Source organism: Fusibacter sp. JL298sf-3 (assembly GCF_053842995.1).
Genome location: NZ_CM132608.1, coordinates 1,768,392 through 1,792,961 on the forward strand (window position 1 = coordinate 1,768,392; position 24,570 = coordinate 1,792,961).

Sequence of the window (24,570 nt, forward strand, 5' to 3'; positions counted from 1 at the left end):
ATCCTCAAAACACTTTTCCGCACACCCACTTTGACACGTCTAGAACGTTTCAAAATTGTTCACACTTTCTTAATGGATTTTTGCGCCACACATGGTATCATACAACTAGAACAACTTAGCACTCGTTAATGTAGAGTGCTGATAAAAGGAGTGTGATACGATGTTAGATCAAAATAAAATGACTCAGGAAACCCTAAAGACACTGAATCGCGCACAGCTCATCGCAGACGACTACCAGAACCCCAGCATCGAGCCGGCGCATTTGTTCTCTGCGCTTGTGGACAACACAGAGGCGTTTGTCCCACGCATTTTAAAATCGCTGGACATTGACATCGACCGGTTAAAAGACGCGCTGTCGAGAACCATTGGTGAAAAACAAAAAGTCACCGGCAATGTCAACCTCTACCTTTCAAACGACGCACAGCGGGTTTTAATGAAGGCAGAAGACACCGCCGATAAAATGAAGGACCACTACGTCAGCACAGAGCACTTGCTTTTGGGCTTGTTCAGTGCAAAAGGCAGCGACATTCAAAAACTCATTCGCGATTTTGGCCTTGAAAAAGAAGCGGTTCTCACGGCGATTCAAGCCATCCGCGGCGACAAAACCATCCAAAACGACAACCCCGAGGGCACATTTGACGCCCTCTCCAAATACGGCGCAGACTTGGTGGCGCTGGCAAAGGCCAACAAACTCGACCCGGTTATTGGACGCGATGAGGAAATCAGACGCGCCATCCGGATTCTATCGCGCAAAAACAAGAACAACCCCGTGCTCATCGGCGAGGCCGGCGTCGGTAAAACCGCCATTGTGGAAGGGATTGCCCACCGCATCGTCAGAGGCGACGTCCCCGTCAGTCTAAAAGACAAGCGCATTTTCTCGTTGGACATGGGTGCATTGATTGCAGGGGCCAAGTTCCGAGGCGAATTTGAAGAGCGTCTGAAAGCGGTACTCGACGAGGTGAAGGACAGCGACGGTCAAATCATCCTGTTTATCGACGAACTGCACACCATCGTCGGGGCAGGCAAAGCCGACGGCGCCATGGACGCGGGCAATATGCTGAAACCACTTCTCGCCAGAGGCGAACTCAACTGTATCGGCGCCACCACGCTCAACGAGTACAAGCGCTATATCGAAAAGGACAACGCCCTCGAAAGGCGCTTCCAGCCCGTTCTCGTAGTGGAACCTTCTGTGGAAAGTACCATCACCATTCTCCGCGGGTTAAAAGAGCGCTACGAGCTCTACCACAAAGTCACCATCCACGACAAAGCGCTGATTCAAGCGGCAGTGCTCTCCGACCGCTACATTCAAGACCGTTTCCTACCGGACAAGGCCATCGACCTCGTCGATGAAGCCTGCTCACTGGTCAAGACGGAAATGGAGTCCATGCCGACGGAACTCGACGACATCTCCAGAAAGATTATCACCTTGGAAATCGAAGAGGCAGCTCTCAAAGATGAAAAAGACCGCCACGGCAAGGAACGCCTCACCCACGTACGCAAAGAACTCTCCGATCTCAAAGAGCAGTTCAACAGCAAAAAAGCGCTCTGGCAGATGGAAAAAGACAAAATCGAGCGCTTAAACGCGCTGAAGTCAGAACTGGATCAAGTGCAAAACGACATCTTAGTGGCACAGCGCGCCTACGACCTCGAAAAGGCCGCCAAACTCCAGTACGGTCGATTGCCTGAACTGGAAAAGGAAATTGAAGCACTGAAAGTGGCCATTCAAGCTGAGGAAAAGACAGAGTCTCTCATCCGAGAAGAAGTCACCGCCGAAGAAATCGGCGCTATTGTCTCCAAATGGACGGGCATCCCACTTGAAAAGCTCATTGAAACCGAACGGGAAAAACTCTTGCAACTGGAAGCGACACTGGCCCAACGCGTCAAGGGTCAAGACGAAGCGGTGCGAAAAGTCACCGAAGCCATTCTCCGTTCGAGAGCAGGTGTCAAAGATGCAGGCAAACCCATCGGCTCCTTTGTCTTCCTCGGGCCAACAGGTGTCGGCAAAACCGAACTCGCCAAAACGCTCTCAAAAGCCCTATTTGACAGCGAAGACGCCATGATCCGAATCGACATGAGCGAGTACATGGAAAAACACGCCGTGGCCCGCATGATCGGTGCCCCTCCGGGATACGTCGGCTATGAAGAAGGCGGTCAGCTCACTGAAGCCGTGCGCCGCAAGCCGTACAGCGTCATCTTATTCGACGAAATCGAAAAGGCCCACCACGACGTGTTCAACGTCCTGTTGCAAGTTCTCGACGACGGCCGCATCACAGATTCCAAAGGTCGAACCGTCGACTTCAAAAACACCATTATCATTATGACGTCCAACATCGGCTCAGACATCCTCCTAAACGCACTTAACGAAAATCAGCCGATAGACACCGGCGTCGAAGAACAACTCCGCGCCTTGATGCGCGCCACATTCAGACCCGAATTTCTCAACCGTCTCGACGACACCATCGTCTTCAAACCACTCGACAAACACGTCATCCGAGACATCGTCGCGTTGATGATTAAGGACCTCGAGACGCGACTCAAGGACCGCTTCGATGGTGTGGTCATCAGCGATGCCGCCATCGACTTTATCATAGAAAGCGCCTACGACGTCCACTACGGTGCGCGTCCGCTCAAACGTTATATCCAAAATACCGTTGAAACGATTCTAGCCAAAGCCATTATCAAAGGCACACTAATCGAAGGTCAAACCATTCACATAGATGTCTCTGAAAATGCGCTCACCGTACACGCGTAGGCCCCTAACACAGCAAAAGAAGCCACTTGATGGCTTCTTTTTTGTCCTTTAAAACAGATGCGTTTGGGTGCCGAGAGATAGGGCTTTGTCTCAGTGGACACTGCTAGTGTCCTGTAGCGTTCACAATAAAAAAACTGCTCATCTACTCTGTATCATTGTAGCGTTAAAATCTCTCGACAATGTCCCGCATTGTCGTCGATAGTTTGTCTTGCACGGATACAGCCTATCTGGCATTTTTAATTCACTCTCAACGAGACCGTATACTAGTCTTTAAAAAAAGAAACCACTTTGCGCCGAACAAACTCAACCAAATCAAACCACAATTTGAATAGATACGTCACCAAAAATAGTAAAAATAGAAACGCGACAGCTTGTTGTAACATAAGCCTTCTAAACCTCCTTTAAAGCACCGTAATGTATAAGGGGCCTTGTGCGTGTAACGTTTTGAAAATAAATACGAGTCACCCACTACCCCAACGCCGTCAACAAAATAAACGTATATACAGCTACACAGCTGTTGATAATTTCAAAAAACAGGAGACTTTTCGACATCGGCGTCGGCGATTTGGGGAAAATACCGGCCAGGTCGATTAGATAGACCCCTGCAAAGAGTACCGACAGCACTTGACCGAGCAAGACCGCCCACTGGGCACCTACCAAGAGCGCGTAACTGCCCACAAAGGCACCGAGGCCAATCGCGATTAAAAAGACGTTAAAGCCCCAAAATGCCGCGCCCTTCATTGCCGAAAAGTCGCGGTTTTCTATTGGCCCACCTGGTACGAGTACCGTCAACAACAATACGTTTAAAAACAACCAAAAACTCATCCACAGCGTCATACCCATTGCACACCTCCACATTCAATCGACTTGTTCTATTTATGCCCGCAAGTCTCCCTCTGAAACGACAACATTCGTGATACCTTCGGCATCACGAACCGCTTTTCGCTGACGGCTTTCCGCGTTGAACAGTCGCGGTAAGCCTTTTGGCTCAAATCTTGTTGTCAAACAACATTGTGATACCTTCGGCATCACGAACCGCTTTTCGCTAACGGCTTTCCGCGTTGAACAGTCGCGGTAAGCTTTTTGGCTCAAATCTTGTTGTCAAACAACATTGTGATACCTTCGGCATCACGAACCGCTTTTCGCTAACGGCTTTCCGCGTTGAACAGTCGCGGTAAGCTTTTTGGCTCAAATCTTGTTGTCAAACAACATTGTGATACCTTCGGCATCACGAACCGCTTTTCGCTAATGGCTTTCCGCGTTGAACAGTCGCGGTAAGCCTTTTGGCTCAAATCTTGTTGCTAAAATAAAAAGCGCTCTAGAGCGAGCGCTTTACAAGTACAGTTCTATAGACAAAGACCGCCTACAACGGCCGCTTTACGACAGTTCCGAAAAAATCTCGTGTACGTTGCCGTCGGGATCTTTAAACAGCGCCGTCCGCTGTCCCCACGGCATATCTGCCGGTGGGTGTACCCCTTGAGCGCCTTTTTCAATGAGACGGTTGTAGCTTTCGTCCACCGCCTGTGGCGACGCACATGGAAAAGCGAGTTCAAAGGCTTGACCGGTTTTCGAGGACTTAAACGCATCGGAAAACCCGTGCATCACCTGCCGTTCACAAATGGCAAAACGCACCCCTTCGTTCTGAAACTCGACATAACTGTCCAGCGACAACTTCACTTCAAACCCCAAGACGTCTTTATAAAACGCCTTCATCGGCGCCAATGCTTCTGTCCAAATCGTAATCAAATCAATACGTGCTTTCATAGGTGTACCCCTTTCTTTCGATGCGCCTCCCCCGGCTTTTCAACGAGAAATTTCCAATATTTCTTCGGCATAAAGTTGCGCTGACATTTGGGATTGAGCCGCTCTTTAATGGCAATATGTTTAAAATACCCCTGCCACAACTCTTGAAACATCGCTTCTTGTTTTGAAAACGCCACATCGTCCATGGGTTCTAGGGCGTTGAGAAAGCTGTGCGTCCCGTCGTAAAACGCCGCCTGTCCTCTAAGGCCATCGTGAATCACCCACGTCTGATCGCCAAGGCGCTGTTCAAAATGCGGCATCAAGAGCGGCAGCAAATTGTAAGGCGGTTCAAAATACGCGTAAAAGGTGCCGTTTTCAAGTTCTTTAAATCGCAACAGACCCACCATCAGATGCTCTGCGCGCACCACTTTGCGGTACAGGTCGTAGAGCGCCATAACCGCAGGGTCCGCCAGATTCATCAAAGCGTCTTTGCGCTTCATTTTATGGCCTGCCTTTAACGCGCGAAACAGCCGAGTACCGTAATCGGGGGCATCGGAAAGGTACGCCGTGGCCACCCGCCGAATCCCCTCGGCTTCAAACGTTTCCCCCATCCACTTCGTCACCCGTTCGGCCCTCTCAAAATCGGTTGTCACAACTTCAAAGGTATCGAACAACGCCATCTGCTCGGCAGCCTCCGTTTGAAGTGTTGCACTGTCTTCGTCCACGCGGTCGTGGAACATTTTGTACACCCCGGTCATCGCCCCTTCAAAGGAGCCGTCGTATAGATAATGACGCATGTTGCCTCCTCTCTGCAATGCCGTTAGCTGAACAGCGTCGGGTACTTTTCAAACATGGACAGTTGCGGCTTGACGCCGTCTGTCAAAAGGGGCTTCAGTGTAAACGGGTTCATGTCCAGCGTATTGACTGAGCACCCGCCAATGGTAATAAAGTATTGAGCCCGCTTCATTACCACACCGAGTTTTTTCAGGGCTTCTTCCGAGAGCCTGCCGAATTTTCGGGCGCCGATAATGCGTCTTGCGCTGATATTCCCGATGCCCGGCACCCTTAACAGCACATGCAACGGAGCGCGCATAACTTCTATCGGGAAATACTGCATGTTGGCTAGGGCCCATTGACATTTGGGGTCGATTTCCATGTCGAGGTTCGGCCGCTGCGCATTTAAAATCTCATCGGCTTTAAAGCCGTAAAACCGCATCAGCCAATCCGCTTGGTAGATGCGGTGTTCCCGTCTAAGGGACAGCGCGGTGTCTTCGACAACAGCCGGTAAATTGCCCACGGGCATGTACGCCGAGTAATAAACGCGCTTTAGATCGACCCGCTGGTAAAAGGCCTCGGCGATTTTTATGATGTGGTAGTCGGCCTCCCTGCTAGCGCCCACAATCAGCTGAGTCGTCTGTCCCGCCGGTACGAACATAGGTGCATTTTTATAGCGCTTTCGTTCCAGAGCCGCCAGTTGGCTCTTTTCTTTTATAAACTGCATCGGCGCCACCATATCTTGGCGCTTTTTCTCCGGTGCGAGCAATCGGATGCTTTTGCTGGTGGGCAATTCGATGTTGATGCTCAGTCTGTCCACATATCGCCCCGCTTGTTCAATGAGTCCTCGATCGGCGCCCGGAATGCCTTTCAGGTGTATGTAGCCGTTGAAATTTTCTCGCTCTCTAAGGCGCTTCACCACTTGAAGCAGCAACGACATGGTGTGATTGGCGTCTTTGATGATGCCAGAACTAAGAAACAGGCCCTCTATATAGTTGCGCCTGTAAAACTGTATGGTCAAGGCGACAATTTCGTCCACTGTAAAGGCGGCGCGCTGGATATCGTTGTTACTGGCGCGGTTTTGACAATAGGCACAGTCGTAAATACATTGATTTGTCATCAGTATTTTAAACAGCGACACACACCTGCCGTCATCTGCCCAACTGTGACAAATACCGGGCAAGGCGGTGTTGCCGAGGGCGCCTTTTTTCGCCATGCGGCTGCTGCCGCTGGACGAACACGACACATCGTATTTCGCCGCATCTGCCAATATCTTCAGTTTGTCTAATGTCTCCACAACAGTCGCCTCCTTTACAGAACGTATGTTCTGTTTTTATTTTACACGACCTGTGTGAAACTGTCAAGGGGGGACGGTTCTTTTGTGCTCGAATCCTATATATTTTACCATATTTTCCACCCGCAATTTGAGATGCGTTTGCTTCCTGCCATTGATTTTTCAACACTTCTAAAGATACGTAGGACAACATTTAATACGCTTCCGGCACACCACACCGAGTGTGAGCAAACGCTTTTCACCATGTGAAACTGCCGCAGATACACTGTGGCAATTAGCAAAGACATTTGCTCTCACGTCAGTATCTGCGGCAGTTTGCCGTTCCTCGAATTGTCAATTTTTAGTGTTTTGCTGCACAAAAGAACCGTCCCCCAAGAATTTAACCAGGCTGTCGATGAGCTCGTCGACATTTAAGTCTCCGCGACGGGCGATCATGTCCAGCGTCGCTATGGACGACATGGTCTTGAACAACAGCGGGTTGTTTAATTTCTCGAACTTCGGCGACTGGCTAAGCAAGAACGCTTTCACCTGAGGATGTGCTTTGACGAGATCGCCAATGACAGTGTCTCTAGTAATCCCCAGTGCGTTCGCCGGCGGTTCTGTCGCCCCACCTGCTTCTGATTGATCCTCTGAATCGGCCCAAGAGAGCAGGCGGCGGCTGCCTTCGAGAGACCGGATGTGCGTGGCGTCCTGCATCATTTCCAACACGCCGCGGAAGGTGCCTTGGTCATCGCGGACGGCGGTGTAGACGATGTAGACAAAGCGACCGCCGATTTCAAGCCAAAACTCAGCTTCGTCTTGAGTGCCCGCTTTAAAGGCCTCTATAATGGCTTTGACGGTGTCAACGCTTTCGCTCGGGTGGCAATTTTTCACGTCGCGGCCGATGACGCCGGGGCTCCTTGGGAAGACGCGGTGCTTGGTGTCGCTGTAAAACTGGACGATTTCGTTTTCGTCGACATACGACAGGTCGACTTTGAGGTGGCGGTAGATGAGGTTGATTTGCTCGAGGGTGAGTGCCCCTTGGCGGACGTTCAGCTTGCCGCCGGATTCATGCGATGTCGGGATGCCGCTGCCGCTGTTCGCCGGAGCCGCTTTCGCATAGGCCGGCGGGTCAATGAGACAAAATCCGATTTCTGCGTCGCCTGCTTTCATCTGTTCAAAAGCCGCTTCCGATACCAACGACAACGCCGTGGGGTAGAGAATTTCCTCTTCCTTGACCATCATGTCTTCTACGAGGGCGATGAGGGTCTGCTGATGCCGCATGAAGGCCTCTTCCGATTGGGATTCCAGCAGCGCTCTGCCCTGTCTGATGCTGTCTCTAATGTCATTTTCAAGCGACCACATGACTTTGGACGGTTTGTCGAAGCCCGCTTTTTCAAGTTCGGGATACAGTTGATTTTGTTTCCGTGCAAAGTGGACTTTGATTGCTTCCAATTTATCGTAGAGTTCGAGCCACGGGTTGTGAATGTATTTTTGCAGCGCCTGTTTGCGCATGGCGGCGAGCAGTTCGCGAATGGCGGCGACTTCTTTGAGGTAGGTGTCGACGGGGTGTCCCTCTTCGACGACCTGTTTGTCGGCGACACGAATGGTGTCGAACAACGCAAAGAGGTCGTCCACACGGGCTTTGAGGGTTTCGTCGGTGACGCCGTGTTGCTGAAGGGCTTGCTCGACGAGGGCAAACTCTTGCGGCGTGATGTAGTCTAGGGTCTGTTTGATGCGTTGTTGCGCCTGTTCACGGCTCAGTTTGCCGTCGAGGTAAGCGACTTTGATGTCGATAAGGGTGTCTATTTTTTGCGCGTCCAGTTGAAGACGGGCGTTCATTTTTTCGTAGGACATGGGGCCTCCTTTTTAAATGGCACTGCTGTGCGATGGGGGTGTGTGGTTTGTAAGTATATGATACCAATTATCGTTCTCGCAGTATGTAATGTATGTTACCAAGGGGGACGGTTCTTTTGTGCTCGATTTCTATAAATTTTACCATTTATTCCATAGTGGTGTTTGCGACTTTACAAGGCGCCAAGGCCTGCAAACACCTTATTTAACGCGATTGATGGCCCTATGGGTAAAGGGTAAGATTGTCGCCTCTCGGCCACCTTGGCGCCATCCACAGGACAAACAACAGCCGCACGGCTTCCGCGGGACAGTTCACATCGCGAGTCTTGTACTCGAGATGTTGTCACCACTTGGTCGTGCGGCTGTTTTCTCGCCTAGCTTTTTATCCAGTTTTTAGTGGATTCGAGCACAAAAGAACCGTCCCCCAAAGCTCTTTTACACGCGCCTCAATCGCCTCTAAATCCTCCGTACTCGGCGCACCGCAAAACTCCACGCTCGGCAAAAATGTCCAGTTCATCGCGTGACGTTCCATAATAGCGGCCAGTTCCTTTTCTGCTCCGCCGCTCCACCCAAACGAACCGATGCGAAAGGCTTGCCGGTTTTGAACCCGTTTCTTCCCGAGTTCGTCGAGCACCGCCGCCATCGTTGGAAACATTTTGTTCTCATATGTCGGCATCGCAAGCACAATCCCGCTGGCATCCCAGACTGACGCCAAAATTGATCCCAATGAAGCTTCAGCGACATTCAGCACTTCGTATTCAGCACCGGCTTCATCGAGACCTTTTAAAACCGCTTTAAGCCCTCTTTCAGTCATGCCGTACATAGATCCCCAAAGCACCGCCACCTTGGGCTTAGCCTCCCCTGAACTGTATCCGGCAATGCGGCGGTACATGTCGACGACAGTTTCAGGGGACTGGCGCCAGACGATGCCGTGTCCAGGGGCCACAGCGCGTATCTCTAGGCTTTTAAGCTTGTCGAGCGCCTTTAAGACAAAGTTTGAGAACGTTGCAATGATGTTGGCGTAATAGCGCATGGTTTCCTTTTCAAGCACTGGGTAATCCTGCGCCGCCAGTTGATCATCGTAATCCTTTCCGTCAAACGTTCCAAACGACCCGAAGGCATCGCAAGAAAACAGCGTTCCCGACAGCTTGTCCAGCGTCACAATGGCATCGGGCCAATGGACATTGGGAATGCTGTAAAACTCAAGACAGCGCCCACCGCCTAAGTCAAGTGTGTCCCCGTCTCTCACGACGCGAATGGGGCCTTCGTAATTGTAAAAGGCTTTGAGTAGTCTTTCAGAAGCCTTAGAGCACACCACGACCACATCGTCTTTAAGTGCCCTAATCTCCTCAATCCACCCCGAATGGTCGGGCTCCATATGATTGATGATGATGTAGTCGATAGACTCGAGAGGCACCTGCATCTCATCAAGCATGGTAAAAAACGTCTCAGGTACCCCCTCCCAACCGCAGAAACCGTCGACAATTGCCGTTCGCTCGCCTTTTACAACATAAGAGTTTAAAGTGACACCATTGGGGATTTCCCAAAGCCCTTCAAATAAAATATCCCGTATCGAGGTAGAGAGCTTGTAGATGCCTTCAACTGTTTGTGTTATCGCCATTGATAACCTCCTTTAATTTAATGAGAATCATTATCGATTGTATCGTATACTGAATTTTATAGCGTGTCAAGGGGGACGGTTCTTTTGTGCCACAAAACCATATATTTTTCCATAATTGTCAAACGCTATTTCAAGAATTGCAGTGGTTCCACTTCCGTCGCACACAAGAGGCGGGGTTTACATCACTTGCCAAATCCTCTAGCTCAAAATGAAGCATCTCTCACCGACGCCCGTCACCACAAATCGCTGAAAACCAGTCAAAGCGCCATTTTAATATGGAACAAATGGTAAATTTTATAGAATTTCGGCACAAAAGAACCGTCCCCCTTAAGAAAATTGTAAGAAACATGGCTATTTTGTTGTAAGATACTAATAGTACACTATAGATATGCATTTGGGAGGGATTACATGAACAACTCGAAAATATTGGTCGTGGACGACGATATCGCCATCGCCAACGCCATAAAAAGGCTCCTTCAAAAAGAGGGACACGTCGTCTTTACCGCGCACAACGGCCTCGATGCACTGAAGATCGTTGAAAGCCGTCACATGCACTTGATGATTCTCGACATTATGATGCCGACGCTGGACGGCCTGTCGACGCTGATGAAACTCAGGGAAAAGCAAAACATCCCCGTCATCCTGCTGTCGGCAAAGTCCGAAGAGAGCGACAAAGTACTCGGCCTGTCCATCGGTGCAGACGACTACGTCACAAAGCCGTACAACCCGCAAGAGCTCGCAGCGCGCGTCAAAAGTCATCTGAGGCGCTACACCGACCTCGGCGATGTCACGAAGACCGCACGGCAAGACGCCCTCACTGTTGGGGGCCTGTCGCTGAACACAGGGGAAAAGCAACTCTATGTCGATGGCGACGCCGTGCACTTGACACAGACGGAGTACAACATCATGCACCTGTTGATGTCGCATCCGAACATCGTCTTCTCAGCAGAGCGCATCTACGACAGCGTGTGGGGCATGGCGGCTCACGGCGTCGAAAACACCGTAATGGTACACATTAGGCGGATTCGAGAAAAAATCGAAATCAATCCCAAAGAGCCAAAATACTTAAAGGTGGTGTGGGGCATTGGATACAAAATTGAAAAACTCTAACAAAAAAACGGGGATAAACGCGCTCTTGTTTGTCCTCGTCGTCGCTCTGGTAGTGGGTGTGGCGCACACCGGGGTCAAACTCCTCGAAGTGTCTAAAACCGGAAACTATTTAGACGAAAGCAACTATTACGACACATGGGCTTACTATGTGGATACCGCCAATTACATTTACAAAGCGTTGGGCGAAAGCGACGGCAACAGCGAAGTCGTCGATCTCTTTGGCCTCAATCGGAAGGAAGGGGTCCGAGTCACCTATCGCAACGGCGTCTTAAAAACGACCCCCTATACGCCAAAGTTGGAGCACTTTTTCGATGTGCCCAGCGAACCGTCACAGGAATTTGACCTCTTTATTCCGAAGAGCGCCTTCAATCGGGAAGCCACTGTGTGGGAGAAGAACCGAACGGCGTTTAACGTAAACATCTATTGCTTAATTGGGCTCGCGGTGGCCATCTTTGCGCTCGTGGCCGTGCTGTTTTACAGAACCCCTGCGCGGCAGCTCACCTTGGACCGGGCGTATACAGAGCTGTTGTTGCTCGCCGGCGGCGGTGCGATTTGCTTATGGGGTGTCTATGCCAACAGCTTTATACCGCGCTATGGCGCCGATACTACGACGGTTGTCAACGTCCTGTTCTACGCGTTTACCGCTGCTGTTGCAACCGTTGTGGGAACTTGTCTCCTGGCTCTCGTGCGCAAAATAAAATGCCGAACGTTTTTTAAAGGCACCTTGTTGTTCACACTTCTCGCAGGCATCGCCTACGTGCTCAACGCCATTGTCAAAGCGGGTATGGGCAGCAGCAAAACCCTGACGGAAAACATTCTCTGGCGCGCCATCGTCTTTATCGTCGGCAGCTTTTTATGCGTCCTCGCCTTTTTTCTATTGCTGGTCAACTACAGCAGCGTACTCTTTCTGTCGTTGCCGCTCCTCGCCGAAAGCGTCCTCATTTACTTCTTAATCCGGGGGAACTACCGGGTGCTGTCCGGTGCAGACGAGGCACTAGAAGCCGCTGTAGAAGAACGCCTCAAAAGCGAGCGCATGAAAATCGACCTCGTCACCAACATGTCACACGACCTCAAGACACCGCTGACGAGCATCATCTCCTATGTGGATCTGCTCAAAAAAGAACCACTTGAAAGCACTGCGGCAGAATACGTCGACGTCCTCGAAGGCAAATCGGCACAGCTTAAAAGCATCGTCTCCGACCTCTTCGACCTGTCCAAAAGCACCAGCGGCAACCTGGACATTCAGCGAACCCCCATCGACCTCAACAAATTGCTGAGACAGTCTTTGGGCAACATGCAAGAAGAAATCGAACGCTCAGAACTCAAAATCATCACCAGCGACAACGACGCCCCCGTGTGGGTCTACAGCGACGGCGCCAAACTCCACAGAGTCTTCCAAAACCTGCTGGAAAACATCCTCAAATACACCCTGCGCGGCACCCGCGTCTTCATCACCCTCGAAACCGTCGACACAAGCGCCCGCATTCAGTTTAAAAACATCTCAGAAGCCCCGATAACCGTCACCCCGGAAGCCATCCTCAGACGCTTTGCCAGAGGGGACACCTCACGCGGCTCCGAAGGCTCCGGCCTAGGCCTTTCCATCGCTGAAAGCTTCACTCGGGCGTGCGGCGGCGACTTCCAGCTCGACATCGACGGCGACCTCTTTAAGGTCACCTTGACGTTTGAAGTCATCGAACACGTGGCTGAGGCCACTTCGGAGGGGCTACAGCGTTTAGATGCTCCGTTTGAGTCCCAAGACCGCACCATTGCGTCAACAGGGGATACAGACGCAAATGAAACGATATAAGCACTTTGTGCACTATTTCATGAAAAAGTAAGCTTTTATAAGCTTTAAAAATGGAAAAACCAAGGGTTTTCCGGCACAAAAGAACCGTCCCCCTTGGAACGCAAAAATCACGCGCCGTTTGGCGCGTGATTTTTTGATTAGCTTTCTGATTAGCTTTCAATTTTCAATTGTTAAACATCAAAAGGCAAAAGACCTTATCTTATCTGTAGAAGTAATCGCCTTCAATGACTTTGTAAAACTTGCTGGAATCGATCCACGTATGAGGTCTGTAATTAAAATAAAGACAGTCCTTCGCTACTTCCACGCCCATGAGTGCGCGTTCAGCCGCAACAAAACTCGACGCCTTCGGTACGCGTGTCGTAAAGCCTGCGCGATGCGCCGGCGGGAATTGTCCACTCTCAAAGATAACGCCGTAAATACTGTTGGCGAACTTTGGAGACTTCACGCGGTTGAGCACCACATTGGCCACAGCCGTCTTCTTGTTTACAGAGGCGCCGTTGGCTTCGACATCGACAATGCGCGCCAGCCACAAGAGGTCTTTTTCCGTATACGAAACAGCTTGAATGACTTCGTCCGGTTCAACAACCGGTACAGGTGTTGTGAGTTTTAAACGGTGTAACGTCTCGTCGTACGTGTAGGACGTCCCCATGAGATCTGCAATGTAATACAGTGGGACGTAGAGCTTGCCGTCTTTAGTAAAAGTTGAATACTTCAAGTATTCGTGTTCGTTGTTCACTGTGATTTTATCCGATTCTGAACGGAAAACATAGACATCTTCATCATGACTAAGCACTGCGTACTTAGAATATTCGAGCCACTCCATCTCTAGATCAAAGCGCTCTACCCAATCGAAAAATTGAACATACAAAGTACCGTCCCTATCTAAAACGGTCTGTTCATTTTTGATGAGTTGGTCGTTGTAACTCACGATTACATCGTAATCTTGAGCAAAGCCTACGCCTAAAAGACATACGGCAGCGACCAAAGTCAAAAACAAAAGTTTTAACTTCATAAATCCTCCTTAGTTTTTTGGAAGGCAACCCTTCCGAGTTTAATAGTTTCCCTCGCAATACCATTTTTGCTATTTCTTAGTGTGCGAGAGGACTTTTTAAATACATTTATGCATTTTATCACACTTTCGCAAAATTGCAAATTTTTTTGTCTTTTCTCAAGTATAGTCACCTGTCTTAAAACTGCCAAGGGGGTTTAAATTTCGGCGATTAGTGGTATAATAAACACAAATAAATTTTTTAAAGGAGCGCGCCTATGTTTTTTCCGTTTAGCAGACAGTCTAAAGTCCAAACCAAGAAAAGCTGGTTCTCTAACAACGACAACCCGGTTCACAACCATTTTCGCTTCAGCTTTTTCGACATCAACCCGGTGAACCACAACAAGTCCATACACAGCAGTTCGCCTGAACAAGCCGCTCACATAGATGACATCGTACTCGACGCCAGCGAAGACGCCACAGAGACCATCGCTTGCTGCGGCGGCGAGACTTTGGAGTCGAACCTCGCCGCATTCCTCAAGGGCATCGTCATCGGCGTCGCCGCCACAGCGTTGATTTTCACCGGCGTTTTATGCCTCGTCAAATGGCTTCGAAAGAAAAACGCCAAAATCGAGCTGATGGACTAAAGTATCGCAGGCGTTTTGCCGATACCCTATACGTTAAGCGTTTTGCGTGCCCGTAGCGCGTCAAGCGCCACCGCGAGGAGGCTATTCATGTTAGGAAAAACTTTTAATAAAATCAACATCATCAACAAGGCACTGGACGGCGCTTGGATGAAGCAAACCACCATTGCCAACAACATCGCCAACGTCAATACGCCGGGCTACAAACGCCAAACGGTGAGTTTTGAAGACGCCCTGCGCGCCGAACTGGGCAAAGCGCAAACGGTGCCGATGACTCGGACGCATTCGATGCACATGGACCCTAATTTCCCCAATGTGCCGCGTGTGGAAAACGTCGGTGACAGCAGCTACAGAGCTGACGACAACAACGTCGACGTCGATGTTGAAAATGCGGAAATGGCAAAGAACACCCTTTACTACAACGCCATGATCGACCGCGTCAACGGCCAGTACAACCGCCTTAAAACCGTCTTTAACATCAGCAAGTAGGAGATGACTTATGACGATTAATCCCATAGCTGCGAACGCCATTGGCGTCCAAAATAAAATAGCCGATACACAGAAGACGCTTCAAAAATCCAGCGTGGATTTTTCGGAGCTGCTCGTGAACGCACTCAACGAGGTCAACAGCGCTCAAAAGGCCTCTGAAATCATCGGCGACCAGTTTATGCTCGGTGAAATCGACAGCATTCACGACGTCAAAATCGCCGGATTAAAGGCCGATTTGACCCTTAACCTCGCCGTCGAAGTCACCAACAAAGTGCTGGGCGCATACAGCGAAATCATGCGTTTACAGCTCTAACGCACCGTTTCGGTCTAAATAAAACAGCAAAAGCTTTGGACAGTTGTCCAAAGCTTTTTTTATGTCGATTTTCACCGCTGTTTTACAAATTGTCTTTAAAAATTTCTAAAAAAACCGTACAGATTTCCGCCAATCGCGCGTCATCCAGTTCGATGGGGGCACCGCCGGTAGCTGCCTTGAACTCCTTAACTGTCACTTCGCCTGAAGCGATGTCCATTTCCGCATACACATAAGGCCCTTCGACAGTGCCTGTCTGCGTACCGTCTGAACGGGTGATGCCAAAGGCAATCAGCTGTTCGCTCGGTTTGTACACAGCGCCGCCTTCATTGACGTCGCCAAACTCTTCAAACATGTTTATATCGGTGACGTAAAGCCACGGGTCCTTCGTTTCTACGAGTTCGAGATAGCCCCAATCTCCTTCAATCACTTTGCGCGCTTCTTTTACAATCACAGGCGTGGGTTCTGCGTCTTCGCCATCTTCAATGGCCACTGCGACAACGGGTTTGTCATCTTTAGAGTCCAATGTACCGATGAGTGAACAACCGGTCATACTGGCGATGGTCGCCGCACATACGACGCTGTAAAGCCATTTCTTCATAATCGCCTCCTACTGTCTTATCGACTTCTCCTCTATGGTAACACAGATGGCGGCGTCATTCAATCGCGAAGGCATCGACGCATCGTCTGTGCAAAGTGATTTAAAGCACGGGCAAAAGGGGGGCTGCTATTCTTCTAAATCGTAGACCACCGACGCCCGAACGCGCTCTGTCATCTCTACAATGGCCTTTTGAACCGCTTCGTATTTGACGCCTAAGATGCGCGCCGCCAACAGGCCTGCGTTTTTAGCGTTGTTTACGCCCACAGTGGCCACGGGCACGCCGCCTGGCATTTGAACGATGGAAAGCAGAGAGTCCAGACCGTCTAAGGCCTTCAGCTTTACAGGGACGCCGATAACCGGCAGCGGCGTTAACGACGCCACCATCCCCGGCAGATGTGCCGCGCCGCCGGCACCGGCGATAATCACTTCAATGCCCCTATCCGCCGCTTCTTTGGCATACGCCACCATGCGCTCAGGGGTTCTGTGCGCCGATACCACTTTGAGTTCATAGGGCACCGACAGCGCCTTTAAAATATCCACTGCGGCCTGCATCACAGGCAAATCCGATTGACTGCCCATAATAATGCCCACGCGTTTAATCGATTGATCCATTCTTAGCCTCCTTGCTTAAAACCGTTTACGCTTTAATGTACTCTATATCCGAAACAATTTGTCTTGCTATCCGTTGTGCCGTTTCCACATCGGCGTCGAGCACCGTTACATGCCCCATTTTCTTTCTCGGCGCCGTCTCCGGCTTGCCGTAGAGGTGCAAGTAACAGTCGTCGTGCATCAACGCCTTTTCAATGCCCTTGACGTAATACGTTCCCGTAGTTCCCGGCGTTCCCAAAATGTTGTGCATCACACATGGGGACAGAAGGCGCACATCGCTGAGCGGCATGCCCGTCATAACGCGCAGAAGTTGGCCGTACTGGGAGATGTTGCACCCTTCAATGGTGTAATGCCCCGTGTTGTGTGGTCTCGGCGCAATTTCATTGACCACGACGTCACCGTCTTCGCCCACAAACATCTCCACGCAAAACACGCCGTAGTCGTCGATGGCCGCCGCCACCTTTTCCGCCAGCGCCACAGCGCGCGCCTTGACCGCGGCGTCTATGGCCGCCGGCACTTTAGAGGTAATGAGGATGCCCTCGTCGTGGGTGTTTTCCGCTATGGGAAAGACCTTTACCCCGGCGTCACCTCTGGCGTAAATCACGGAAATCTCTTTGGTGTAATTGAAAAATGCCTCGACGTACAGCGGCAGATGTCCGATTTTCTCATAAAGGGGCTCAATGTCCGCCGCATCGGTGACAAACCAGTTGCCCTTGCCGTCGTAGCCGCCTTTACACGCCTTGATGACCACATTGCCGCCGTGTGCCTCGAAAAACGCCTTGAGCTGTTCGGCGCTTTCGACGGCTTCAAAAGTGTTTGTGGCAATGGCCGCCGCTTCCAGCATGCACTTTTGTTCGTACTTGTTCTGAATCAACTTCAGCGTCTTAGACGACGGGTACACGGTGTAACCGATTGCCTCAACTTTTTCGAGGACACCGGCGTCGATGTGTTCAAACTCGTAGGTGAGCACCTGCGTCTTCATGGCGAGGCGCTCTACAGCGCCGTAATCCGAAAACTCCGCCACAATCTGCTCGTCGCATATTTGTCCTGCCGGCGCGTGGGGCTTGGGGTCTAAAACGACCACCTTATACCCCATTTGCTTCGCCTCTTGTGCCAACATTTTTCCCAGTTGCCCCGCGCCGATAATGCCAATGGCCTGAGGCGGCACGATGCGTCTCACTTTTCTCATATAAGCCCCCTCCTATTTGAAGTAGTGTACACCTGATTTAAAGATGTCAAACATCTTGTCGCCGACAATGTTCTTGTACAGATGGTTGCCCATGCGCTCCACATGACCCATTTTACCGAAAATGCGGCCACAAGGCGATGTAATCCCTTCGATGGCATCTACTGAGCCGTTGATGTTGTGCGTGGCGGAAAGGGCTACCTGCTCGAGGTCGTCGACGTACTGTGTCGCAATCTGTCCGCCGGCACTGAGTTTTTGAATCATATCTTCCGATGCGTAGAAGCGCCCCTCGCCGTGTGAGAACGCCGTCTGGTACACTTTGCCCACCTCAGTATGTGCCATAAACGGCGACATTACAGAGGACACGCGCACCTTGGCCATACGCGCCACATGGCGGTTGATGGCGTTAAACGTCAACGTCGGCGACTTTTCGTCAAGTGGTCGGATTTCGCCGTAAGGGAGTAACCCCACCTTTACAAGCGCTTGAAAACCGTTGCAGATGCCCAGCATCAAACCGTCGCGCTCTTTGAGCAGCGCCATTACCGCTTCGGCAATCTGAGGGTTTCTGAGCACCGATGCGATGAATTTGCCCGAGCCCTCGGGTTCGTCGCCTGCACTGAACCCGCCTGGAAGCGCAATCATTTGAGCGTTTTTAATCTCCGCAGCCATGGCCTCAAGAGAGTGTTCAATGGCCGATTGGCTTTGATTTTTAAATACAAAATGCGTCACTGCCGCCCCGGCGTCTTCAAAGGCGCGAAGGGTATCGTATTCGCAGTTCGTCCCCGGGAAAACCGGCACAAATACTTTTGGCTTTGCCGTCTTTACCGCTGGGAACGCCGTGTTCTTTTTATAGTAATCGTGCTGTCGCGCACTGATTTTCTCGCCGTGTACACTTGGTAAAATCGGTTCGAGCGGCGCTTCCCAAATCTCTTTTAGCGCACTTAAAGGGTGTCGCTTGCCACAGAACGCCAAAACGGGTTCCTCTACCGTTCTACCGATGCGCTGTGCCCCCTCTATGGTACATGTGTGCCCTGCTTTCATCTCAAACACAATGCTGCCGTAAGCCTCTTCCATTAAGAGCGCTTCGTCAGCGACATCAAACTGTACGCCGATGTCGTTGCCCGCCGCCATTTTAAAGACACTTGTCAATACGCCGCCCTTGCCCACAGCGTACGCCGAGACGATATCGCCGGCGATAATGCCGCTGTGAATGGCCGCATAGCCCTTCTTCAGCGCTTCAAAAGCCACCATATCGTCGGCATCGCGCTCTGCTTTGAACAGGTACAGTGCCGCGTGTGGCGATTTGAACTCCGGCGAAATCACATCGTGTGCCTTGCCGTGCCCCACTGCAAAGGCAATGAGGGTCGGCGGCACGTTTAAGTCTTTAAAGGTGCCGGACATGGAATCTTTGCCGCCGATGGCCGCTGTGTCAAAAGCGTACTGCGCGTAAGCCGCGCCGAGAAGTGCCGAAAACGGCTTGCCCCATTTGACAGGGTCTTTGCCGAGGCGCTCAAAGTACTCTTGAAGAGACAGACGCACCTTTCTGTAATCGCCACCTGTCGCCACGATTTTCGCCATGGCGTCGACGACGGCATAAGCACCGCCGTGGAACGGCGACCAGCTGGCGAGGTCGGGGTCGTACCCGTAGCTCATCATGGAGACCGTCTCCGTTTCACCGCCTAAAACCGGCAACTTGGACACCATGGTTTGGATTGGCGTCTGTTCGTTGACGCCGCCGAAAGGCATCAACACCGTGGCGGAACCGATGGTGTTGTCAAAGCGCTCCACCAAACCTTTTTGAGAGCAGATGTTGAGGTCTGCCAGCGCCGTTTCAAGCGGCTGTGCCGGCTTTTGGAAAAACGATGGGCCCACCGGTGCCTCAACAGCGACTTCGGCGGTTTGACGCACGCCGTTTTCGTCGAGAAACGCGCGCTTGATGTCGAGGATTTTAGCCCCGCGCCATTTCATAACGAGGCGACCGGTGTCGGTGACCCGTGCCACCACAGTGGCTTCGAGATTTTCCTCGGCGCTCATTTCAATAAAGCGCGCCGCATCTGCCGCCGCTACCACGACTGCCATGCGCTCTTGAGATTCAGAGAGTGCGATTTCCGTCCCGTCGAGTCCCTCGTATTTTTTCGGTACGGCATCGAGGTCGATTTCGAGGCTGTCGGCCAGTTCGCCAATAGCCACTGAAACGCCGCCGGCGCCGAAGTCGTTGCATTTCTTAATCAGTGTCGTCAGTTCTTTTTTACGGAACAGACGCTGTATTTTGCGTTCTTCAGGCGGGTTGCCCTTTTGGACTTCCGCGCCGCAAGTCATAATACTGTCTTCGTCGTGTGCCTTGCTGGAGCCCGTCGCACCGCCGACGCCATCTCGGCCGGTTTTGCCGCCGAGTAAAATAATCACATCGCCGGCTTCCGGCGCCTTGCGCACGACGTTTTCAGCAGGTGCCGCGGCAATTACCGCCCCCACTTCCATGCGCTTGGCCATAAAGCCCGGGTGGTACACTTCTGAAACGAGGCCCGTTGCGAGACCGATTTGGTTGCCGTAGGCACTGAAGCCCGCTGCGGCTTTTTTGGTAATGACCTTTTGAGGCAGTTTGCCCGGTAGCGTCTCTTCCACAGGCATCAGCGGATTTGCCGCCCCTGTGACGCGCATGCTCTGGTACACGTAGCTTCTCCCTGAGAGCGGGTCTCTAATGGCGCCGCCGAGACAAGTGGCCGCGCCACCGTAAGGCTCGATTTCCGTCGGGTGGTTGTGGGTTTCGTTTTTAAACATAAGCAGCCACGGCTGTTCCACGCCGTCGACATCCACGGGCACCCTGATGCTGCACGCGTTGATTTCATCGGAGACGTCGAGGTCGTCGAGGCCGCCGGTTTGACGCAGGTACTTCATATTGATGGTGGCGAGGTCCATAAGCGTCTTGAGGCGCTTGCCGTCGGGGTACACCGTTTTGCGCATGGCTTCGTACACTTCGTAAGCCTTTAATGCGGGTTTAAAACCGCCGAGGTCAATGGCGTCAATGGCGCTCATAAACGTGGTGTGTCGGCAGTGATCCGACCAGTAGGTGTCCACCACTTTGAGCTCTGTTACCGTCGGGTCGCGCTGTTCGTCTTCTTTGAAGTACCCCTGTACAAAGGCGAGGTCTTCGAGGGTCATAGCAAAGCCCATGGACCCGTGGTACGCTCCCAACGCCTCCGGCGTCATCTCTGTAAAGCCCGTGACTTCTGCAACTGCTTCTGGCGCTTCAAACGCCATGTGCACTGTCTTCGGTATGTCCAGTGGGCACGCGTGTGCCTCTACGGGATTGATGAGGTAATCGCGGATGCGCTCGAAGTCGCCGTCGGACAAATCGCCGGCTAAAATGACGATTTTCGACACTTGGAGTGCCGGCTTCTCTTTTAGTGTGACGAGCTGGATGCACTGCATGGCAGAATCCGCACGCTGGTCGTATTGACCGGGTAAAAGCGCCATTCTAAAGCAGCGCGTACCCTTTACCGGTTCAAATGCCCCCATGCGCACGTGGTCCACATTGGGTTCTGAAAGCACGGTGCCGATGACTGTATCGAGGTCAGACGCCTCGATGCCTTCGAAATCGTAGCAGTTGACAATGCGCAAATCTTCGAGATTTAATGGATTCAGTGTCTGTCTGATATCGCTTAAAAGGCCTCTCGCCTCCACATCGAATCCGGCTTTTTTTTCCACAAGTACGCGTGTTACCATAAGTCTCTCCTCCAGGGCAATTTTCTTAATAGTTGCCTTTATTTTACCACGTTTATAACGATTAATAAAATTAATATTATTAATGTTTATTATTAGCCACACTAATTTAAAATTAGATAACAAAAACGAGATAGGTGTTTTAAGGGATTCAATAATTGGTATAATAGGAATAGCAATACGTATGACCATTTTTATATTAGGAGGCGCCAACGCCATGGACAAAGCAACACTCGATGCCAGCATTAACTTTGAACTCTACAAAATATTCTACTACAGTGCCCGTGCGCTCAACTTCTCCAAAGCGGCCATAGAGCTGCACGTCACCCAATCTGCCGTCAGCCAGGCGATTAAGTCCCTCGAAACGCAACTTGGCGTCGCCCTCTTCTCCAGACAAGGGCGACATGTAAAGCTCACCTACGAGGGCGAAATTCTCTACCAGCACATTGAAAAGGCGTTCAACTTCATCAAGTCCGCCGAGAACTCCATACGGAGCATCAAGTCCCTCGACGAAGGCACGGTGTTTATCGGTGCCAGCGACACGATTACGCGCTATTTTTTAATCTCCAAAATCAAGGCGTTCCACGCGCTGTACCCCAAAGTCAAAATCGCCATTAACAACCGGCCGTCACCGAGATCGGTGGCCCTACTCCAAAACGGCGAAATCGACATCGCTGTCATCAACGTAAACCCGACGGTTGAATACGACGGCCTCGACATGTTGCCCATAGCCGAAATTGAAAACGCCTTTATCTGTGCGGCGTCTCGAACTGACCTCACCGAAGTGCCTCAATCCCTTGAAGCCATCAGCGAGCACCCCCTCGTCTGCCTCGAGCAAAAATCCACCACGCGGACGGTGCTCGAGACTTACTACAAGGCACACGGCGTTCCGCTGACACCCGCTTTTGAATTCGGGTCCCTCGAGGTCATCCTGGAGTCGGTAAAATCCGACATGGGCATTGGGTTCGTGTCGCGCAACATCGCGCTAACCGCACTGGAAGCCGGCAGCGTAAAAGAAATCGAGGTGAACGAACAGGTGCCGAGCATCACCGTCGGCGTTTTAACCAATAAAAGCAAACCGCTCTCCATCGCCGCGCAAAAATTTTACGAACTTCTACAGTAACTGAAAGGAGCCGTCTATGAACCAAGAGCCTCTAAAAGAACACATTTACGAAAAAGGTTACTTTTACTTAAACGAAGGCGATTTCGACGTCCACCTCTTTCACGAGGGCACGTTTTACAAAAGCTACGAATTCTTCGGCGCCCACCCCATCGAGCGGTATGGCGTCGACGCCGTGCGCTTTACCGTCTACGCACCAAACGCCGCTCACGTCGCCCTCGTCGGCGCGTTTAACGATTGGTCAGACGACGGCTACCCCATGCAGCGCCTTATGGGCAGCGGCATCTACCAAATTTGCGTTCCCAATGTCCAGATTTTCGACGCGTACAAATACAAAATCCACACCCAGAGCGGCGACGTCCTCTACAAAGCCGATCCCTATGCGTTTCACGCAGAGGAGCGCCCGCACACCGCATCCAAATACTTCAACCTAGAGGGCTACATATGGCACGACCAAAAGTGGATGAAGCGCCGCGCCAAAAAGAGCGCCTACGATCGGCCCATGAGCATCTACGAAGTCAACCTGCTGTCGTGGCGCCAAAAACACGACGGCGCTCAGTACAGCTATCGAGACCTCGCCAAAGAGCTCGTGGCGTACGTGAAGACCATGCACCACACACATATTGAACTCATGCCCATTATGGAGCATCCTTTCGACGGTTCCTGGGGGTATCAAGTCACCGGCTATTATGCGCCCACCAGCCGATTCGGCACGCCGGACGACCTGATGTACCTCATCGACGTCTGTCACCAAAACGACATCGGCGTCATCCTCGACTGGGTGCCCGTGCACTTTTGTAAAGACGCCCACGGCCTCTACCGATTCGACGGCACGCCCACCTATGAGTCCGGCAACCCCGATCTCGCCGAAAACGACGCTTGGGGAACGGCCAACTTCGACTACGGCAAACCGGAGGTCCAGTCGTTTTTAATTTCGAACCTCCTCTACTGGCACGACCGCTACCACGTAGACGGCATACGCGTCGACGCCGTGGCGTATATGCTGTACCTGAACTTCAGCGGCAAAGTGCTCAAAAACAAATACGGCGGCTACGAAAACCTCGAAGCCATCGCCTTTATAAAAAAAATGAACGAAGTGGTCTTTCAGTACTACCCCGACACCTTGATGATGGCGGAAGAAAGCACCTCATACCCCATGGTTACTTGGCCCACCAGCGCCGGCGGCCTCGGTTTCAACTTCAAGTGGAATATGGGCTGGATGAACGACATCCTCGAGTACATGGCCCTCGATCCCGTTTACAGAAGCGGTTTCCACTCGGCGCTGACCTTTACCATGACCTATGCGTTTTCGGAAAACTTCGTGTTGCCGCTGAGTCATGACGAAGTGGTTCACGGCAAGAAATCCCTACTGGAAAAAATGCCGGGCAGCTACGAAGACAAATTTGCAAACCTGAGACTTCTCTACGCCTATATGTTCGCCCACCCCGGGAAAAAACTCCTGTTTATGGGCAACGAATTTGCGCAGTTCATCGAGTGGAACGAATGGCAAGCCCTCGACTGGCACCTTTTAAACTACGATTCCCATCACTTTATGCAGCTCTACATCCAATCACTGAACAAACTCTATCTTAAAGAACCCTGCCTATACGAATTAGACACCACACAAGACGGCTACGAATGGATCGAAGTCGACAACAAAGACGAAAGCATCATCTCCTTTGAGCGACTGGATAAAAAGGGACGGCGCCTCATCGCCCTCTTTAACTTCACACCTGTGCCCCGCCATCACCACCCCATCGGCGTCACAGAACCCGGCGCGTACAAAGTGGTGTTTAACGCCCAGTCCAGCGCTTACGGCGGCATCGTCACCACACCGCACCCAACTTATGAAGCACTGAACACCCCTGAACACGGCAGACCTTATGCCATCCGAGTGGTCGTGCCGCCTTATGGGGCACTCTATATAAAAAAGAAGGACAAAAGACAGAAGAAGAAGGAGGGCCAGTAA

General features: G+C 51.4%; 19 protein-coding genes. 8 read left to right on the plus strand and 11 right to left on the minus strand.

The window, feature by feature from the left end; translation table 11 throughout:
* The first annotated feature begins 160 nt into the window (after positions 1 to 160).
* Positions 161 to 2,752 (plus strand): ATP-dependent chaperone ClpB, encoded by a 2,592-nt coding sequence (clpB, locus tag ACR6HW_RS08560; RefSeq protein WP_455730715.1) that lies wholly within the window; start codon positions 161 to 163, stop codon positions 2,750 to 2,752.
* A gap of 468 nt (positions 2,753 to 3,220) precedes the next feature.
* Here clpB and ACR6HW_RS08565 read toward each other — a convergent pair whose 3' ends face one another.
* The 6 genes from ACR6HW_RS08565 to ACR6HW_RS08590 all read right to left on the minus strand — a co-directional run bounded on the left by ACR6HW_RS08565 (position 3,221) and on the right by ACR6HW_RS08590 (position 10,017).
* On the minus strand, positions 3,221 to 3,595 hold the full coding sequence (locus ACR6HW_RS08565) for a hypothetical protein (protein WP_455730716.1): 375 nt from the start codon (positions 3,593 to 3,595) through the stop codon (positions 3,221 to 3,223).
* A gap of 534 nt (positions 3,596 to 4,129) precedes the next feature.
* Positions 4,130 to 4,516, minus strand: a complete 387-nt coding sequence (locus ACR6HW_RS08570; RefSeq protein WP_455730717.1) for a VOC family protein — start codon at positions 4,514 to 4,516, stop codon at positions 4,130 to 4,132.
* Positions 4,513 to 5,292, minus strand: coding sequence for a TIGR03915 family putative DNA repair protein (locus ACR6HW_RS08575; RefSeq protein WP_455730718.1), 780 nt, complete (start codon positions 5,290 to 5,292; stop codon positions 4,513 to 4,515). The genes ACR6HW_RS08570 and ACR6HW_RS08575 overlap by 4 nt, the downstream gene beginning before the upstream one ends.
* A 23-nt stretch (positions 5,293 to 5,315) precedes the next feature.
* A complete protein-coding gene (locus ACR6HW_RS08580) occupies positions 5,316 to 6,566 on the minus strand; it encodes a putative DNA modification/repair radical SAM protein (protein WP_455730719.1) in 1,251 nt (416 codons plus the stop codon).
* A 330-nt stretch (positions 6,567 to 6,896) separates the two neighbouring features.
* Positions 6,897 to 8,399: a PAS domain-containing protein gene (locus tag ACR6HW_RS08585; RefSeq protein ID WP_455730720.1), complete on the minus strand. Its 1,503-nt coding sequence runs from the start codon at positions 8,397 to 8,399 to the stop codon at positions 6,897 to 6,899.
* 379 nt (positions 8,400 to 8,778) lie between these two features.
* Positions 8,779 to 10,017 (minus strand): FprA family A-type flavoprotein, encoded by a 1,239-nt coding sequence (locus ACR6HW_RS08590; RefSeq protein WP_455730721.1) that lies wholly within the window; start codon positions 10,015 to 10,017, stop codon positions 8,779 to 8,781.
* Positions 10,018 to 10,425: 408 nt separating this feature from the next.
* Here ACR6HW_RS08590 and ACR6HW_RS08595 point away from each other — a divergent pair, with 408 nt between their 5' ends.
* Both ACR6HW_RS08595 and ACR6HW_RS08600 read left to right on the plus strand, forming a co-directional pair.
* Complete coding sequence (locus ACR6HW_RS08595) at positions 10,426 to 11,127, plus strand: response regulator transcription factor (protein WP_455730722.1); 702 nt, start codon at positions 10,426 to 10,428, stop codon at positions 11,125 to 11,127.
* Positions 11,102 to 12,934 (plus strand): sensor histidine kinase, encoded by a 1,833-nt coding sequence (locus ACR6HW_RS08600; protein ID WP_455730723.1) that lies wholly within the window; start codon positions 11,102 to 11,104, stop codon positions 12,932 to 12,934. The genes ACR6HW_RS08595 and ACR6HW_RS08600 overlap by 26 nt, the downstream gene beginning before the upstream one ends.
* A 199-nt stretch (positions 12,935 to 13,133) precedes the next feature.
* Here the strand turns inward: ACR6HW_RS08600 and ACR6HW_RS08605 are convergent, their stop codons facing one another.
* The gene (locus ACR6HW_RS08605) at positions 13,134 to 13,946 is read right to left on the minus strand and encodes a cell wall hydrolase (protein WP_455730724.1); all 813 of its coding nucleotides are present in this window, start codon (positions 13,944 to 13,946) and stop codon (positions 13,134 to 13,136) included.
* A gap of 254 nt (positions 13,947 to 14,200) precedes the next feature.
* Here ACR6HW_RS08605 and ACR6HW_RS08610 point away from each other — a divergent pair, with 254 nt between their 5' ends.
* From ACR6HW_RS08610 to fliE, 3 genes are all read left to right on the plus strand, one after another.
* Positions 14,201 to 14,569 (plus strand): hypothetical protein, encoded by a 369-nt coding sequence (locus ACR6HW_RS08610; RefSeq protein ID WP_455730725.1) that lies wholly within the window; start codon positions 14,201 to 14,203, stop codon positions 14,567 to 14,569.
* An 87-nt stretch (positions 14,570 to 14,656) separates the two neighbouring features.
* Entirely contained in the window at positions 14,657 to 15,055 is a 399-nt protein-coding gene (gene flgB / locus ACR6HW_RS08615) for a flagellar basal body rod protein FlgB (RefSeq protein WP_455730726.1), read from the plus strand.
* A 10-nt stretch (positions 15,056 to 15,065) separates the two neighbouring features.
* A complete protein-coding gene (gene fliE, locus ACR6HW_RS08620; protein WP_455730727.1) occupies positions 15,066 to 15,368 on the plus strand; it encodes a flagellar hook-basal body complex protein FliE in 303 nt (100 codons plus the stop codon).
* A gap of 82 nt (positions 15,369 to 15,450) precedes the next feature.
* Here fliE and ACR6HW_RS08625 read toward each other — a convergent pair whose 3' ends face one another.
* The 4 genes from ACR6HW_RS08625 to ACR6HW_RS08640 all read right to left on the minus strand — a co-directional run bounded on the left by ACR6HW_RS08625 (position 15,451) and on the right by ACR6HW_RS08640 (position 21,484).
* Positions 15,451 to 15,966 carry a hypothetical protein gene (locus tag ACR6HW_RS08625; RefSeq protein WP_455730728.1) on the minus strand — a complete coding sequence of 172 codons (516 nt, stop codon included), beginning with the start codon at positions 15,964 to 15,966 and terminating at the stop codon, positions 15,451 to 15,453.
* Between the two features lie 126 nt (positions 15,967 to 16,092).
* Positions 16,093 to 16,578 (minus strand): 5-(carboxyamino)imidazole ribonucleotide mutase, encoded by a 486-nt coding sequence (gene purE, locus ACR6HW_RS08630; RefSeq protein WP_455730729.1) that lies wholly within the window; start codon positions 16,576 to 16,578, stop codon positions 16,093 to 16,095.
* 25 nt (positions 16,579 to 16,603) lie between these two features.
* Positions 16,604 to 17,764, minus strand: coding sequence for a 5-(carboxyamino)imidazole ribonucleotide synthase (gene purK / locus ACR6HW_RS08635; RefSeq protein WP_455730730.1), 1,161 nt, complete (start codon positions 17,762 to 17,764; stop codon positions 16,604 to 16,606).
* 12 nt (positions 17,765 to 17,776) lie between these two features.
* Positions 17,777 to 21,484 carry a phosphoribosylformylglycinamidine synthase gene (locus tag ACR6HW_RS08640; protein ID WP_455730731.1) on the minus strand — a complete coding sequence of 1,236 codons (3,708 nt, stop codon included), beginning with the start codon at positions 21,482 to 21,484 and terminating at the stop codon, positions 17,777 to 17,779.
* A gap of 181 nt (positions 21,485 to 21,665) precedes the next feature.
* Here ACR6HW_RS08640 and ACR6HW_RS08645 point away from each other — a divergent pair, with 181 nt between their 5' ends.
* Together ACR6HW_RS08645 and glgB are read left to right on the plus strand one after the other, a co-directional pair.
* Complete coding sequence (locus ACR6HW_RS08645; protein ID WP_455730732.1) at positions 21,666 to 22,604, plus strand: LysR family transcriptional regulator; 939 nt, start codon at positions 21,666 to 21,668, stop codon at positions 22,602 to 22,604.
* A gap of 16 nt (positions 22,605 to 22,620) precedes the next feature.
* Positions 22,621 to 24,570, plus strand: coding sequence for a 1,4-alpha-glucan branching protein GlgB (gene glgB / locus ACR6HW_RS08650; protein ID WP_455730733.1), 1,950 nt, complete (start codon positions 22,621 to 22,623; stop codon positions 24,568 to 24,570).

What these genes read in the sequence shown, in the direction of transcription:
- flgB (WP_455730726.1), top strand. Translation starts at nt 14,657, where the DNA reads ATGTTAGGAAAAACTTTTAATAAAATCAACATCATCAACAAGGCACTG.
- clpB (WP_455730715.1), top strand. Translation starts at nt 161, where the DNA reads ATGTTAGATCAAAATAAAATGACTCAGGAAACCCTAAAGACACTGAAT.
- ACR6HW_RS08575 (WP_455730718.1), bottom strand. Translation starts at nt 5,292, where the DNA reads ATGCGTCATTATCTATACGACGGCTCCTTTGAAGGGGCGATGACCGGG.
- ACR6HW_RS08605 (WP_455730724.1), bottom strand. Translation starts at nt 13,946, where the DNA reads ATGAAGTTAAAACTTTTGTTTTTGACTTTGGTCGCTGCCGTATGTCTT.
- ACR6HW_RS08595 (WP_455730722.1), top strand. Translation starts at nt 10,426, where the DNA reads ATGAACAACTCGAAAATATTGGTCGTGGACGACGATATCGCCATCGCC.
- ACR6HW_RS08640 (WP_455730731.1), bottom strand. Translation starts at nt 21,484, where the DNA reads ATGGTAACACGCGTACTTGTGGAAAAAAAAGCCGGATTCGATGTGGAG.
- purK (WP_455730730.1), bottom strand. Translation starts at nt 17,764, where the DNA reads ATGAGAAAAGTGAGACGCATCGTGCCGCCTCAGGCCATTGGCATTATC.
- fliE (WP_455730727.1), top strand. Translation starts at nt 15,066, where the DNA reads ATGACGATTAATCCCATAGCTGCGAACGCCATTGGCGTCCAAAATAAA.
- ACR6HW_RS08645 (WP_455730732.1), top strand. Translation starts at nt 21,666, where the DNA reads ATGACCATTTTTATATTAGGAGGCGCCAACGCCATGGACAAAGCAACA.
- ACR6HW_RS08625 (WP_455730728.1), bottom strand. Translation starts at nt 15,966, where the DNA reads ATGAAGAAATGGCTTTACAGCGTCGTATGTGCGGCGACCATCGCCAGT.
- ACR6HW_RS08590 (WP_455730721.1), bottom strand. Translation starts at nt 10,017, where the DNA reads ATGGCGATAACACAAACAGTTGAAGGCATCTACAAGCTCTCTACCTCG.
- purE (WP_455730729.1), bottom strand. Translation starts at nt 16,578, where the DNA reads ATGGATCAATCGATTAAACGCGTGGGCATTATTATGGGCAGTCAATCG.
- ACR6HW_RS08565 (WP_455730716.1), bottom strand. Translation starts at nt 3,595, where the DNA reads ATGGGTATGACGCTGTGGATGAGTTTTTGGTTGTTTTTAAACGTATTG.
- ACR6HW_RS08570 (WP_455730717.1), bottom strand. Translation starts at nt 4,516, where the DNA reads ATGAAAGCACGTATTGATTTGATTACGATTTGGACAGAAGCATTGGCG.
- ACR6HW_RS08585 (WP_455730720.1), bottom strand. Translation starts at nt 8,399, where the DNA reads ATGTCCTACGAAAAAATGAACGCCCGTCTTCAACTGGACGCGCAAAAA.
- ACR6HW_RS08610 (WP_455730725.1), top strand. Translation starts at nt 14,201, where the DNA reads ATGTTTTTTCCGTTTAGCAGACAGTCTAAAGTCCAAACCAAGAAAAGC.
- glgB (WP_455730733.1), top strand. Translation starts at nt 22,621, where the DNA reads ATGAACCAAGAGCCTCTAAAAGAACACATTTACGAAAAAGGTTACTTT.